Annotated in this window: 3 protein-coding genes; all 3 read right to left on the reverse strand. The window is 72.0% G+C overall.

Going from position 1 to position 15,180, the window contains the following annotated elements; genetic code table 11:
- Positions 1-6,491 (reverse strand): SDR family NAD(P)-dependent oxidoreductase (locus ACL02U_RS31835; RefSeq protein ID WP_412794479.1); only part of this gene is annotated, 6,491 nt, incomplete at its 3' end.
- A 163-nt stretch (positions 6,492-6,654) separates the two neighbouring features.
- Positions 6,655-11,685, reverse strand: coding sequence for a type I polyketide synthase (locus tag ACL02U_RS31840; RefSeq protein WP_412794480.1), 5,031 nt, complete (start codon positions 11,683-11,685; stop codon positions 6,655-6,657).
- 59 nt (positions 11,686-11,744) lie between these two features.
- Entirely contained in the window at positions 11,745-15,173 is a 3,429-nt protein-coding gene (locus tag ACL02U_RS31845) for a KR domain-containing protein (protein WP_412794481.1), read from the reverse strand.
- Between the last annotated feature and the right edge of the window lie 7 nt (positions 15,174-15,180).

A 15,180-nucleotide genomic window follows, 5' to 3' on the forward strand; every position in this document is an offset into this window, starting at 1 on the left:
CCCACCGGCCACTCACGCGCCTGCGTCAACAACTCCACCGCACCCGCATCCCAGTCCACGTTGGGCGTGGGGGCGTCGACGTGGAGGGTCCTCGGCATGACGCCGTGGCGGATCGCCATGACCATCTTGATGATCCCCGCAACGCCCGCCGCAGCCTGTGTATGACCCATGTTCGACTTGATCGAACCCAGCCACAGCGGAAGATCGGCCGGGCGCTCCTGGCCGTACGTGGCGATCAGCGCCTGCGCCTCGATCGGATCACCCAGCGTCGTCCCCGTCCCGTGTGCCTCCACCACGTCCACCTCGGCCGAGGAGACCCCCGCGCCGGCCAGCGCCGCGCGGATCACCCGCTGCTGGGAGGGGCCGTTGGGGGCGGTCAGGCCGTTCGAGGCGCCGTCCTGGTTGACGGCACTGCCCCGGATCACCGCGAGCACCGGGTGGCCGTTGCGACGCGCGTCCGACAGCCGCTCCACCAGGAGCATGCCCGCGCCCTCGCCCCAGCCCGTGCCGTCCGTCGCGGCGGCGAAGGAGCGGCAGCGCCCGTCCTTGGCGAGCCCGCGCTGCCGACTGAACTCGACGAACACCTCAGGCGTGGCCATCACCGCGACACCGCCCGCGAGGGCCAGGGAGCACTCACCCGAACGCAGCGCCTGCACGGCCAGGTGCAGCGCGACCAGCGACGACGAGCAAGCCGTGTCGATGGTGACGGCGGGACCTTCGAGGCCGAAGACGTAGGAGACTCGGCCGGAGGCGATGGCGCCCGTGCTGTTGTTGGCGGCGTAGTCGTGGTACATCATGCCGGCGAAGACACCGGTGGAGCTGCCCCGGAGGGTGGCGGGGTCGATGCCCGCGCGTTCGAAGGTCTCCCAGGCGGTCTCCAGCAGCAGGCGCTGCTGCGGGTCCATCACCAGCGCCTCGTTCGGGCTGATCCCGAAGAAGGCGGGGTCGAAACGGTCGGCGTCGTGCAGGAAGCCGCCCTCACGGGTGTACGTGGTGTTCGGGCGCTCACCGGTCGGGTCGAAGACCTGGCCGATGTCCCAGCCTCGGTTGGCCGGGAACTCCGAGACCGCGTCCACCCCGTCCGCCACCAGCCGCCACAGGTCCTCCGGCGAGGCCACACCCCCCGGATACCGGCACGCCATCCCGACGATGACGACCGGATCGTCGTCGGCCACGACAACCGGTGTCGCCGATGTGAGTTCGTCCTGTGCTCCGACCACCTCCTGCAGCAGGTGGGCAGCGAGGGCTTCCGGTGTCGGGTGGTCGAAGACCAGCGTGGCCGGCAGGCGCATGCCGACCGCCTCGCCCAGCGAGTTGCGGAACTCGACAGCGGTGAGTGAGTCGAATCCGAGGTCCTGGAAGGCCCGGCCCGCCTCGATCGTCAGGGCGTTCGCGTGGCCGAGCACCGACGCCACGCGTCCGAGGACGATGTCGAGGAGCACGCCCTGCCACTCGTCCTGCGGCAGGGAGGCCAGTCGGCGGCGCAGCGCGCTCGGCTCACCGGCCGCGCCCGAGGAACTGCGGCGGCGGGCCGCCGGTACCAGGGTCCGGAAGACGGTGGGCAGTCGTTCGCCCTGGGCCCGCAGCGCCGGGAGGTCGAGTCCGGCGGGAAGGACCAGCGGCTCCGGCAGGGTGCGTGCCGCATCGAAGAGGGCGAGCCCTTCCTCGGGGGCCAGCGCGCGTACACCGGTGCGTGCGATGCGGGTCAGGTCGGTCCCGTCGAGTGTGTCGGCCATACCGCTGGACTGCTCCCACAAGCCCCAGGCGAGGGACTGGGCGGCGAGTCCGGCGTGGCGGCGGTGGGTGGCCAGCGCGTCGAGGAAGGCGTTGGCCGCGGCGTAGTTGCCCTGGCCCGGGGCGCCCAGGACGCCGGCGGCCGAGGAGAAGAGGACGAACATCGACAGGTCCATGTCGGCCGTCAGCTCGTGCAGGTTCAGCGCGGCGTCCACCTTGGGACGCAAGACCCTGTCGAGCCGTTCCGGGTCGAGCGAGGAGATCACGCCGTCGTCCAGCACACCGGCGGCGTGTACGACGCCTCCGAGCGCCACGCCGTCCAGGAGCCCGGCGAGTGCCTCCCGGTCGGACACGTCGCATGCGCGCAGCTCGACCTCGGCACCCAACCCTGACAGTTCGGCCAGGAGTTCGGCGGCACGGGGCGCGTTCTCGCCGCTGCGGCTGGTCAGGAGAAGGCGACGTACGCCGTGGTCGGTCACCAAGTGCCGGGCGAAGAGGGCGCCGAGGGCGCCGGTGGCGCCGGTGATCAGGACCGTGCCCTCGGCGAGCCGCGGCGACTGCTCGTCGCCGCCGTCGGAGGAACCGCCACGGGCGGTGGCGCGGTTCAGGCGCGCGGCGTGCAGGATGCCGCCGTCACGCACGACCAGCTGCGGTTCACCCGAGGCCATGACCGCTGCCACGAGAGAGCCGAGACCGGTCGGGGCATCGATGTCCACCAGGACGATCCGGCCCGGGTTCTCGGACTGCGCGGCCCGCACCAGCCCCGAGACCGAGGCCCCCGCGAGGTCCGTCACGTCCTCGCCGGGCAACCCGACGGCTCCCCGGGTGACGACGAGCAGCCGGGAACGCGCATGACGGTCGTCGGCAATCCAGGTGCGCAGGACCTCCAGCGCACGGTGCGCGGCCCCACGTACGGCGTCGCCATCGGCGTCGGTCGGCGTTTCCGGGCACTGCCACACGACGACGTCCGGGACGGCCGCCTGCGGCGCTTCAGTGCCCACGGTCTCGTCCCAGTGGGCCCAGACGACCGGCTCGGCCGTCCGGGCAGGCAGCGGCACCCAGTCCAGTCGGAAGAGCGAGTCGTCGTGACCGGTGGCGGCCGCTGCCAGTTGCTCCGCGGAAATGGGGCGCAGCGCCAGCGACTCGACCCTGGCGACCAGGCGTCCGGACGGGTCAGACAGTTCCACGGTCACTGTGCCGGAGCCGGTCGGCGTCAGACGCACGCGTACGTCCGATGCGCCCTCGGTGTGCAGCGTCACGCCGGACCAGGCGAAAGGCAGCGCACCCTGCTCTCCGATGGCTCCGGTGAAGGCGGCCGCGTGCAGACAGGCGTCGAGCAGCGCCGGGTGCAGCGCGAACCGTCCGGCCGCCACGCGCGCCTGCTCGGGGAGGGTGGCCTCGGCGTACACCTCGCCGCTGTCGCCCGACCGCCATACCGTGGACAGTCCGCGGAAGATCGGACCGTAAGCCATCCCGGCTTCGGCGAACCCTTCGTACATTCCGCCGAGTTCGACGGGTACCGCGTCGGCGGGCGGCCACGGCGAGTCCAGCCGGTCGTCGTCGGCCGGGCGGCCGGTAGGAGCGAGCACGCCACTGGCGTGCCGGGTCCAGGGCAGGTCTGCCGAGGAGTCCTGGCGCCGAGAGTGAACGGTGACGGCGCGTGCACCGGTCTCGTCCGCGGCACCGACGGCCACCTGCACCTGCACGCCATCGTGCTCGGGGAGCACGAGAGGCGCCTCGATGGTCAGTTCCTCGACCAGGTCGCAGCCGACCTGGTCACCCGCCCGGATCACGAGCTCCAGGAACCCGGTGCCGGGGAAGAGGACGGTCTCGCCGATGACGTGCTCGGCGAGCCAGGGCTGGGTGTCCGCCGACAGCCGTCCGGTGAGGACGATACCGTCGCTGTCCGCGAGGGTGATCGCGGCGCCGAGCAGGGGATGGTCGGCGGTGTCGAGCCCGGCGGAGGCGATGTTCCCGGCACCGGCCTGAGCATCGATCCAGTAGCGTTCGCGTTGGAAGGCGTAGGTGGGCAGGTCGGTGCGGGTGGCGTCACGGCCGGCGTAGAAGCCGTCCCAGTCGACATCGGCGCCGGAGGCGAACAGTTCGGCCAGGGCGGTCACGGCGGTGGTGTCCTCGGCCCGGCCCCCACGCAGCATGGACGCGAACACCACCCCCTGCTCCCCCGCGTCGTTGTCGTGGTCGAGGATCTGACGGGCCAGACCCGTCAGGACCGCGTCCGGGCCGCACTCCACGAACCGCGACACCCCCAGAGCCCGCAACGCACGCACCCCGTCCGCGAAACGCACCGCCTCACGGACATGCCCCACCCAGTACTCCGGATCCGACAACAAGCCCGGCTCGGCCACCGCACCCGTCACGTTCGACACCACCGGCACCACCGGCTCCGACCACGCCAGCCCCCCGACCACGGCGCGGAAGTCATCCAGCATCGGCTCCATCAACGGCGAATGGAAAGCGTGCGAGACCCGCAACCGGGTCACACGCCGACCCATCCCTTCGAAGTGGGAGGCCACCGCCTCCACCCCGGCCTCGGCACCCGACACCACCACCGAGGCCGGACCGTTGACCGCCGCAACACCCACATCCCCGGCGAGTAGCGGTTGTATCTCGTCCTCGGTCGCCTCGACCGCGAGCATCGCTCCACCGGCGGGCAGGGCGTCCATCAACCGGCCACGTGCCGCGACCAGCCGACCGGCGTCCTCAAGTGACAGCACGCCCGCGACATGGGCGGCCGTCACCTCACCGATCGAGTGCCCGGCCACCACATCAGGCCGCACACCCCACGACTCCAACAACCGGAACAGAGCGGTCTCCACGGCGAACAGCGCCGGCTGAGCGAACGCCGTCCGCTCCAGCACACCCGCATCCGCGTCCCCACCCCACACCACGTCCCGCAGCGGGCGCTCCAACAACCCGTCCAGCACCTCACACACCGCGTCGAAGGCGGACGCGAACACGGGGAACGCGGCATACAACTCCCGGCCCATCCCGAGCCGCTGGCTGCCCTGCCCGGTGAACAACACCGCCGTCAGACCATCCGCCGCCACACCCCGACACACGCCGGCCGGAGTCTCTCCCGCGGCCAACGCATCCAACCCCGCCAGCAACTCCGCACGACCGGAACCGACCACCACCGCCCGCTGCTCCAGCGCAGCCCGCGACACGGCCAGCGAATAGCCCACATCCACCGGATCCACATCCGCATCCGGACGCTCCCGCACCCACCGCGCCAACCGCGACGCCTGCGCGTGAAGGCCGGAGGAGCCGATGCCGGAGACGGGCCAGAGCAGGGGGCCCGCGGCGGTGACCGGGACGGGAACGGCAGGCTCGTCCGCCGAGGGTTCGTCGAGGGCGGGAGCCTGCTCCAGGATGACGTGGGTGTTGGTCCCGCTCACGCCGAAGGAGGAGATGCCTGCACGGCGCGGGTGGTCTGCCTCGGGCCAGTCCACGGGCTCGGTGAGCAGCCGCACCCGGCCCGCCGACCAGTCGATGTGGGAGGACGGCCGGTCCACGTGCAGAGTGCGGGGCATCCTGCCGTGGCGCATCGCCATGACCATCTTGATCACACCGCTGACTCCCGCGGCGGCCTGCGCGTGACCGATGTTCGACTTGATAGAACCCAGCCACAGTGGCCGGTCCTCGGGCCGGTCCCGGCCGTACGTCGCCAGCAGCGCCTGCGCCTCGATCGGGTCACCCAGCGTCGTCCCCGTGCCGTGGCCCTCGACCACGTCGACCTGGGCGGGCGTCACTTGCGCGGCGGCGAGTGCCTGTCGGATGACGTGCTGCTGGGAGGGGCCGTTGGGGGCGGTCAGCCCGTTCGAGGCGCCGTCCTGGTTGATGGCGCTTCCCCGCACCACCGCCAGCACCGGGTGGCCGTTGCGACGCGCGTCCGACAGCCGCTCCACCAGGAGCATGCCCGCGCCCTCGGCCCAACCGGTGCCGTCGGCGGCATCGGCGAAGGCCTTGCAGCGGCCGTCCGGCGCGAGGCCCCGCTGGCGGCTGAAGGCGATGAAGGGCGACGGCGTCGACATCACCATGACACCGCCGGCCAGTGCCATGCCGCACTCGCGGCGCCGCAGCGCCTGGCACGCGAGGTGCAGGGCGACAAGCGACGACGAGCACGCCGTGTCCACCGTCATCGCCGGGCCCTCCAGGCCGAGCGCGTAGGAGACGCGGCCGGAGATGACGGCTGCCGCGCCGGCGGTGGTCATGTACGCCTCGGCCAGTTCGGGAGCCGCGTCCAGGAGCGCGTTGTAGTCCTGGATGCCGGAACCCGCGAAGACGCCCACGCGGCTGCCGCGGACCGAGTGCGGGTCGATGCCCGCACGCTCGAACGCCTCCCAGGCCACCTCCAGTGTGAGCCGCTGTTGCGGGTCCATGGCCTGCGCCTCACGCGGGCTGATGCCGAAGAAGGCAGGGTCGAAGTGGCCCGCGTCGTGGACGAAGCCGCCTTCGCGGACGTAGCTGGTACTGGACCGGTCGGCATCGGTGTCCAGCAGTCGTCCCATGTCCCAGCCACGGTCGACGGGGAACTCCGAGATGGCGTCACGCCCCTCGTCGACCAGTTCCCACAACTCCTCGGGCGTGCTCACCCCGCCGGGGTAGCGGCAGCTCATGGCTATGATCGCGATCGGCTCCCGCTCCTCGCTCTCGACCGCCTGCAGGCGCTGGCGGGTCTGAGCGAGGTCTGCCGTGACACGCTTGAGATAGTCGAGAAGTTTGTCGTCGTTCGCCATCTCAGTCTCTCCGAGTCCTGTGGTTCGCGAGGCCGATCACGTGGTGGGGCGCCCGTCCCAGGTGTGCGGTCCGGGAGCGAGGCGGTTCTGGCCCTTGCCGGGCGTGCCGATCGTCCGCGTCGGGGCGGTGAAGTGCTGGACGGGCGATCGGCGTCGTGCCTGATCAGGTGAGGCCGAGTTTCTTGTCGATGAAGTCGAAGACGTCGTCGGCGGAGGCCGATTCGAGGTTCTGCCCGACGTCCGGCGCGCCGGTACCGATGTCACCGGCCGCGCCGGCCTCGGCGGCCGCGACGATCTCGGTGAGTCGGGACGCGAGGGACCGCAGCCGGGTGACGATCCGATCGGCTTCGATCTCCTGCGCGCCGAGCCCCGTCAACGCGGTTTCCATCCGCTCCAACTGCTCCAGCGTGGACGGCTCCGGGCTGCTCGGGGCGGGCAGCAACTCCCCGAGCAGGAAATCCGACAGGGCCGCCGGGTTCGCGTAGTCGAAGATCATGGTGCTCGGCAGCTTCCGGCCGGTTGCCGTGGCCAGTCGTCCTCTGAGGTCGACGGCGGACACCGAGTCGAAGCCGAGGTCGTCGAAGGCGCGCCGGGTGTCGAGCGTGAGGGGGTCGTCGTAGCCGAGCAGAGCGGCGACGTGCGAGCGGACGAGTTCGTGGACGACGCGGCTCGCCTCCGCTCCAGGCATCTCGGCGAGCCGTGCCGCCAGCGCGGGAGCGTCGGCGGACGTCTCCTGGTCGGAGTCGCCGTTGAGGGCCGCCGCCACCTCGGGGATCTCGTCGAGCAGCGGCCGCGGACGGGCCAGCGTGTACGTGGGTGTGAAGCGGGACCAGTCGAAGTCCGCCACCACGAGGTGGCTCTCGTCGTGCTCCAGGGCCTGCCGCAACGCACTGACTGCGGTGTCGGGCGCCATGGCCGGGGCGCCCATGCGCCGCATGACGGCGCTGAGTTCCGCGTCGACCATGCCGCCTTCCCAGGAGCCCCACGCGATGGAGGTGGCGGTGAGCCCGCGCGCCCGGCGCCGGTGGCAGAGACCGTCCAGGAAGGCGTTGGCGCAGCCGTATGCCGCCTGACCGGAACTGCCCCAGACGGCGGAGCCGGAGGAGAACAGGACGAACGCGTCCAGCGGCGTGTCCCCGAGCAGTTCGTCCAGGTACTGCGCGCCGAGCGTCTTCGCCCTGCCGACCTCGGCGAACTCCTCGAGGCTCAGCTCGGGCAGGGCGGCGATGCGCTGCGGCAGACCGGCGGCGTGGACGACCGCCCGCAGGGGCGGACCGTCGGACAGTGAGGCGAGCAGGGCGGCCAGTGCGCCACGGTCGGCGACGTCGCAGGCGGCGACGGTGACGCGTGCGCCCAGCAGTTCAAGTTCCTTCGTCAGCGCGTCGGCGCCCTCCGCGGCCGGGCCTCGACGGCTGGTCAGGACCAGGTGCTCGGCACCGTCCTCGGCGAACATGCGGGCGACGTGCGCTCCGAGTCCGCCGGTGCCGCCGGTGACGAGGACCGTGCCGCCCCGGGGACGCCTCCGGAGGTTGTCCTGCCCCTCTTCCGGCGCGGACGACGATGACAGGTGGGCCTCGCGGCGTCGGTCGGTTCCGCTCGCCTCGGCGAGCGGGGATCGGACCATCCGCCGAGCAAACACGCTCCCGGCACGGATGGCGAGTTGGTCCTCGTCGTCGTCCGCGCGGAGCGCCGCGACGAGCAGGCGTGCGGCACGGTCGTCGAGGTCCTCCGGTACGTCGACCAGGCCGCCCCAGCTCTGCGGCTGGTCGAGCCCGAGGCCGGCTCCGAGCCCCCAGAGTGCCGACTGGTTCGGGCTGGCGAGTTCGGCGGAGTCCTGTACGGCCACGGCGCCACTTGTGACACACCACAAGGGGGCGAGTGTCTCGGCGTCCGCCAACGCCTGCACGAGGACCACCGTGGCGGCGCCGCCACGGGTGAGCGAGGAGTGGTCGGAGTGCGGTCGGTCGTCGAGTCCGAGGAGGGAGAGGACCCGGTGCGGGGCGGCCGCCGCCGTCTCCGTCCGCATCCGTGCGGTGAGCGCGGCCCGGTCGAGATCGGCGACCTCGAAGGGCACGACGGTCACCTCGGCGGCGAGCGCGTCGACGATCCGCTCCGCGATCTCGCCTCCCCGGCCGGCCGGAGGGCGGACCACGAGCCAGGTCTCGTCCCGTTCGCCCGCATCGGCAGTGCGGCTTCCTACGGGCTTCCAGTCCACGCGGTACCGCCAGGAGTCCAGCAGGGCCAGCTCCTTGCGATGCTCCCGCCAGGCGGCCAACGCATCGACGAAAGGCGCGATTTCCTCCGTCTTCACATCGATTTCCTCGGCGAGCGAAGAGCTGTCCCGGCGCTCCACGGCGTCCCAGAAGACGGCGTCCGCCGAGTCCGTTCCCACCGATCCCGTGCCCGTGCCGCCTGCCGGGTTCGGTTCGGAGGCGGTGGCCTGGGCCTCGGCCCAGTAGCGCTTGCGTTGGAAGGCGTAGGTGGGCAGGTCGGTGCGGGTGGCGTCACGGCCGGCGTAGAAGCCGTCCCAGTCGACCCCGGCACCTGAGGCGAACAGTTCGGCCAGGGCGGTCACGGCGGTGGTGTCCTCGGCCCGGCCCCCACGCAGCATGGACGCGAACACCACCCCCTGCTCCCCCGCGTCGTTGTCGTGGTCGAGGATCTGACGGGCCAGACCCGTCAGGACCGCGTCCGGGCCGCACTCCACGAACCGCGACACCCCCAGAGCCCGCAACGCACGCACCCCGTCCGCGAAACGCACCGCCTCACGGACATGCCCCACCCAGTACTCCGGATCCGACAACAAGCCCGGCTCGGCCACCGCACCCGTCACGTTCGACACCACCGGCACCACCGGCTCCGACCACGCCAGCCCCCCAGCCACGGCGCGGAAGTCATCCAGCATCGGCTCCATCAACGGCGAATGGAAAGCGTGCGAGACCCGCAACCGGGTCACACGCCGACCCATCCCTTCGAAGTGGGAGGCCACCGCCTCCACCCCAGCTTCGGCGCCGGACACCACCACCGAGGCCGGACCGTTGACCGCCGCAACACCCACATCCCCGGCGAGTAGCGGTTGTATCTCGTCCTCGGTCGCCTCGACCGCGACCATCGCTCCACCGGCGGGCAGGGCGTCCATCAACCGGCCACGTGCCGCGACCAGCCGACCGGCGTCCTCAAGTGACAGCACGCCCGCGACATGGGCCGCCGTCACCTCACCGATCGAATGCCCGGCCACCACATCAGGCCGCACACCCCACGACTCCAGCAGGCGGAACAGGGCGGTCTCGATGGCGAACAGCGCCGGCTGAGCGAACGCCGTCCGCTCCAGCACACCCGCATCCGCGTCCCCACCCCACACGACGTCCCGCAACGGGCGCTCCAGCAGGCCGTCCAGCACCTCACACACCGCGTCGAAGGCGGACGCGAACACGGGGAACGCTGCATACAACTCCCGGCCCATCCCGATCCGCTGGCTGCCCTGCCCGGTGAACAACACCGCCGTCAGACCATCCGCCGCCACACCCCGACACACGCCGGCCGCGGTCTCTCCCGCGGCCAGCGCATCCAACCCCGCCAGCAACTCCGCACGATCGGAGCCGATCACCACGGCCCGCTGCTCCAGCGCGGCCCGCGACACGGCCAGCGAATAGCCCACATCCACCGGATCCACATCCGCATCCGGACGCTCCCGCACCCACGACGCCAACCGCGACGCCTGCGCACCCACCGACCCCGCCACACCACGCGCCGACACCACCCACGGCACCACCGACGAACCCACCACCGGCACCACACCACCAGCAGACCCAGCAGACCCAGCAGGCTCAGCACTCTCCAGCGGCTCGGCCTCCTCCACGATCACGTGCGCGTTCGTCCCGCTCAGACCGAAGGAGGAGACGGCGGCCCGCCAAGGGTGACCGGCGTCGGGCCAGTCGATGCGGTCGGTCAGGAGGTTGATGTGGCCGGTGCTCCAGTCGACGTTCGGGCTGGGCGCATCGACGTGCAGGGTCTTCGGCAGGACGCCGTGGCGCATCGCCATGACCATCTTGATCACACCGCTGACTCCCGCGGCGGCCTGCGCGTGACCGATGTTCGACTTGATCGAACCCAGCCACAGCGGCCGGTCCTCGGGCCGGTCCCGGCCGTACGTCGCCAGCAGCGCCTGCGCCTCGATCGGGTCGCCCAGCGTCGTCCCCGTGCCGTGCGCCTCCACTGCGTCGACCTGGTCGGCGGAGAGTTGCGCGTTCGCCAGTGCCTGGCGGATGACCCGCTGCTGGGACGGACCGTTGGGGGCGGTCAGGCCGTTGGACGCGCCGTCGGAGTTGACCGCGCTGCCGCGGACGACTGCGAGGACCGGGTGGCCGTTGCGGCGGGCGTCCGACAGCCGCTCGACGAGGAGGAGGCCGGCGCCCTCGCCCCAGCCGGTGCCGTCGGCAGCGGCCGCGAAGGCCTTGCAGCGGCCGTCGGGCGCGAGCCCGCGGTCCTGGCTGAAGCCGACGAAGGACACGGGCGTCGCCATGACGGTGACGCCGCCAGCCAGGGCGAGGGTGCAGTCCCCCGCCCTCAGGGCCTGAATGGCCCAGTGCAGGGCGACCAGCGACGACGAGCACGCCGTGTCCACCGTCACCGCCGGCCCTTCGAGGCCGAGGGTGTAGGCGATGCGGCCGGAGGCGACGCTGGCAAGGGCGCCGGGGCCGCTGTCGGAGGAGTAGTCGTGGTAGGCGATGCCGGTGAAGACGCCGGTCCGGCTGCCCTTGAGGGACAGCGGGTCGATGCCGGCCCGCTCGAACGCCTCCCAGGCCGTCTCCAGGAGCAGCCTCTGCTGGGGGTCCGTCTCGCGGGCCTCACGCGGGCTGATCTTGAAGAAGTCGGCGTCGAACTGTGCGGCGTCGTGCAGGAATCCGCCTTCGCGGCAGTAGGTCTTCCCGGGGGTGGCGGGCTCCGGGTCGTAGAGCTCCCGGACATTCCAGCCCCGGTCCTCGGGAAAGAGGGATATACCGTCACCGCCGGCATCGACGAGCTCCCACAGGTCTTCCGGGGAGGCGATCCCGCCGGGGTAGCGGCAGCTCATGGCGACGATGGCGATCGGCTCGTGGTGCCTGGCCTCGCTCTCGCGCAGGCGCCGCTTGGTCTGCTGCAGGTCCGACGTCGCGCGCCTGAGGTATTCACGCAGCTTGTCGTCGTTGCCCATCTGTCCCTCTGCCCCTCGATCGATGGTTCTCATACGGTTCCCGGACGGATGGACTCCGGTCAGGCGATGCCCAGTTCGCTGTCGAGGACGTCGAAGAGCTCGTCGTCCGTGGCGGACTCGTAGTCGGTGGTCGGCTCGTCCGCCGAGCCCCCCTCCTGCGTGTCCCGCCAGGTGCGCAGCAGTGCTTCGAGGCGGCTGGTGATGCGTTCGTGATCGCGTCCCGCGCTCCCGGAGGCCAGGGCCGCGAGCACCGCCTCCAGCCGGTCGATCCCGCCGAGGGCTTCCTGGGCCGGGCTGTCGTCCGCGTCCGGCAGGATCAGACCGTCGATGTACTCGGCCGCCGCCCGGGAGGTCGGGTGGTCGAAGACGAGCGTCGCCGACAGGGACAGACCGGTGGTCCGGTCCAGTCGCCTGCGCAGTTCCACGGCGGCCAGCGAGTCGAAGCCGAGGTCCTTGAAGGCACGGTCGGGTTCGACCGTCGCCGCTGAGGCGTGTCCGAGCACGGCCGCGACCTGGGCACGGACGAGGTCGAGGAGTCGGCGGACGCGCTCATCAGGAGACAGCCTGCCCAGGCGCCTGCGCAGTTCACGGCCCGTGTCGGCGCCGCTCGGCCGGCGTGGTGCCCGCACGAGGCCGCGGAGCGGGGCGGGCAGTTCCTCCGCGCGGGCCCGCAGGGCGTGGTGATCGAGGCGGAGCGGAAACAGGACTTCGTCGTCCGCGCTGCCATCGGTCGGAGCGAGGGCGAGGGCGAGGGCGCGATCGAACAACTCGGTTCCTTCGTCGGCGTCCAGGTAGGGGATGCCGAGTTCCCTTGCGCGCACGACCTCTTCCTCCGGCACGACCGCCCCCGTGTTCCAGGGTCCGAACGCCAGCGAGAGAGCCGGCAGCCCCTGCGCGCGCCGGTGCCGGGCCAGCGCGTCGAGGAAGGTGGCGGCGGCGGCCTGGTTGGCCTGGCCGACGCCGTGCAGGAGTCCGGTCGAGGACGACAGGAGCACGAAGGCCGTCAGGGAGTGGTCCCGGGTCAGCTCGTGCAGGTGCCACGCGGCACCGGCCCTGGGCAGCAGCGCGCTCTCCACGCGCTCCCGGTCCATGGCCTCGAACAGCCCGTTCGAGGCGGTCGCGGCGGTGTGGACGACGGCCCGCACGGGATGTTCGGCGGGTACTGCTGCCAGGGCCCGGCTGACCGCCTCCCGGTCCGTCAGATCACACACCCGCCGGGTGACCTGGACACCCTCCGCTTCCAGCGCGTCCGTGTCGGGAACGGCCGCGGACTCGTCCACGAGGAGGAGCAGATGCCGCACATCGTGGTGGTCGACCAGGTGCCGGGCGAGTGGCGCGCCGTGCCCCTCGACTCCGACGGTCACGACCACGGTGCCGTCGGCCGCAGCCCACGACGAGGACGAGGAGAAGGACGAGGACGGGGACAGCAGTGTGGATTCGCCGGATGTAGCCGAGGGGGACCGGGGTACCGGTTCGACCGTCCGCAGACGCGAGACCAGGATCCGTCCCTCCCGCACCGCCACGTCCGGTTCCCCGGCGTTCACGACGGCGAGCGCCGCAGGCAGGGCCGCGCGGGACTCCGTGGAGCCGTCCAGGTCCACCAGCCCGAAACGGCCCGGATGCTCGGCCTGCGCGGACGTCACCAGGCCGCGCAGTGCCGCCTGGGTGAGCCCTCGGGCATCGCGGGCGGCCACCGCGCCCTCGGTGACCACGACGAGCCGGGCCGCACCGAGCCGGAGGTCCGTCACCCAGGAGTGCATGGCCTCCCGGACCCGGTCCAGGGTGGAACGGGTGCCGGCCAGCACGTCCTTCGAGTCCTCGGCGGCGGTCCTCGCGGCGAGGAGGACGGTCTGCTCAGCGGTGTCGCCGCGCTCGACCGCCTCGGCGAAGGCGCCGACTCCGTCGAAGGACGGGGTGTGCGCCTCGCCGGTGGAGCGAGGGTCGGGGTCGCCGAGCACGGCCCAAGTCGGGACGGCGGAGGCGGCGGAATCCTGGGAGACGTCCTGCCACGTCAGCCTGTACAGGGAGTTGGGCCGGGTTCCGGCGGCCGTCCGGGCGAGTTGCTCCTCGGTCACGGGCGCCGCCGTCAGCGACCGCACGGACAGCACGGGATCGCCCGCCGCGTCGGCGAGGTCCAAGGCCACCGAATCCGCTCCGTCGGCACCCGAGGTGCGTGCCAGGCAGGCGCGCAGAGTCGCCGTGCCGGACGCCCGCCGGGAGACTCCGGTCCACACCCGGGGGAGTGTCGCGGCGTTGTCGGACTCCACTGCCACATGCCGCAGGAGACCGGCGGCTTCCAGCAGAGCGGGATGAACCGCGCAGCCCTCGGCCGCCTGCTCCTCCGCGTCGAGTGTCAGCTCGGCGAACACCTCGTCGCCTCGCCGCCACAGAGCCGACAGCGCGCCGAGGGCGGCACCGTGGCCGTAGCCCCGCTCGAACAGGACGCGCTGGGCCTCCTCCACGTCCATGGCGAGTGCCCCGGCGGGTGGCCAGACGGTGAGGTCCGCCGCCGGCGACGCATCGGCCCCGGTCGTGAGCGTTCCCGTGCCGTGCAGCACATCGGGGGTGTCCACATCCTGACTCCGCGAGTGGACGGTCACCCTACGAGCGCCGCTCTCGTCCGCCGCTCCCACGGAAACCTGGAGGGTGGGCGCCGTCTGCCCCGTCAGGACGAGGGGTACTTCGGTCCGGAACTCGCTCAGGCCGTCGCAGCCGACGTGCTCACCGGCGCTGAGCGCCAGGTCGACGAATCCGGCGGTGGGGAAGAGCACGGAACCGAGGACGTCGTTGTCCCCCACCCAGGCGAGCGCGTCGGCCGACAGCCGTCCGGTGAGGACGATGCCGTCGTTGTCCGCGAGGGTGATCGCGGCGCCGAGCAGGGGATGGTCGGCGGTGTCGAGTCCGGCCGAGGTGATGTTCCCGGCACCGGCCTGGGCGTCGATCCAGTAGCGCTTGCGTTGGAAGGCGTAGGTGGGCAGGTCGGTGCGGGTGGCGTCACGGCCGGCGTAGAAACCGTCCCAGTCGACATCGGCACCGGAGGCGAACAGTTCGGCCAGGGCGGTCACAGCGGTGGAGTCCTCCGCCCGGCCCCCACGCAACATGGACGCGAACACCACCTGCTCACCCCCCGCGTCGTTGTCGTGGTCGAGGACCTGGCGAGCCAGACCCGTCAGGACCGCGTCCGGGCCGCACTCCACAAACCGCGACACCCCCAAAGCCCGCAACGCACGCACCCCATCCGCGAAACGCACCGCCTCACGAACATGCCCCACCCAGTACTCCGGATCCGACAACAAGCCCGGCCCGGCCACCGCACCCGTCACGTTCGACACCACCGGCACCACCGGCTCCGACCACGCCAGCCCCCCGACCACCGCACGGAAGTCATCCAGCATCGGCTCCATCAACGGCGAGTGGAAAGCATGCGAGACCCGCAACCGGGACACACGCCGCCCCACCCCTTCGAAGTGGGAAGCCACCGCCTCCACCCCGGCC

The sequence above is a fragment of the Streptomyces sp. MS06 genome, assembly GCF_047200655.1.
Lineage (GTDB): Bacteria > Actinomycetota > Actinomycetes > Streptomycetales > Streptomycetaceae > Streptomyces.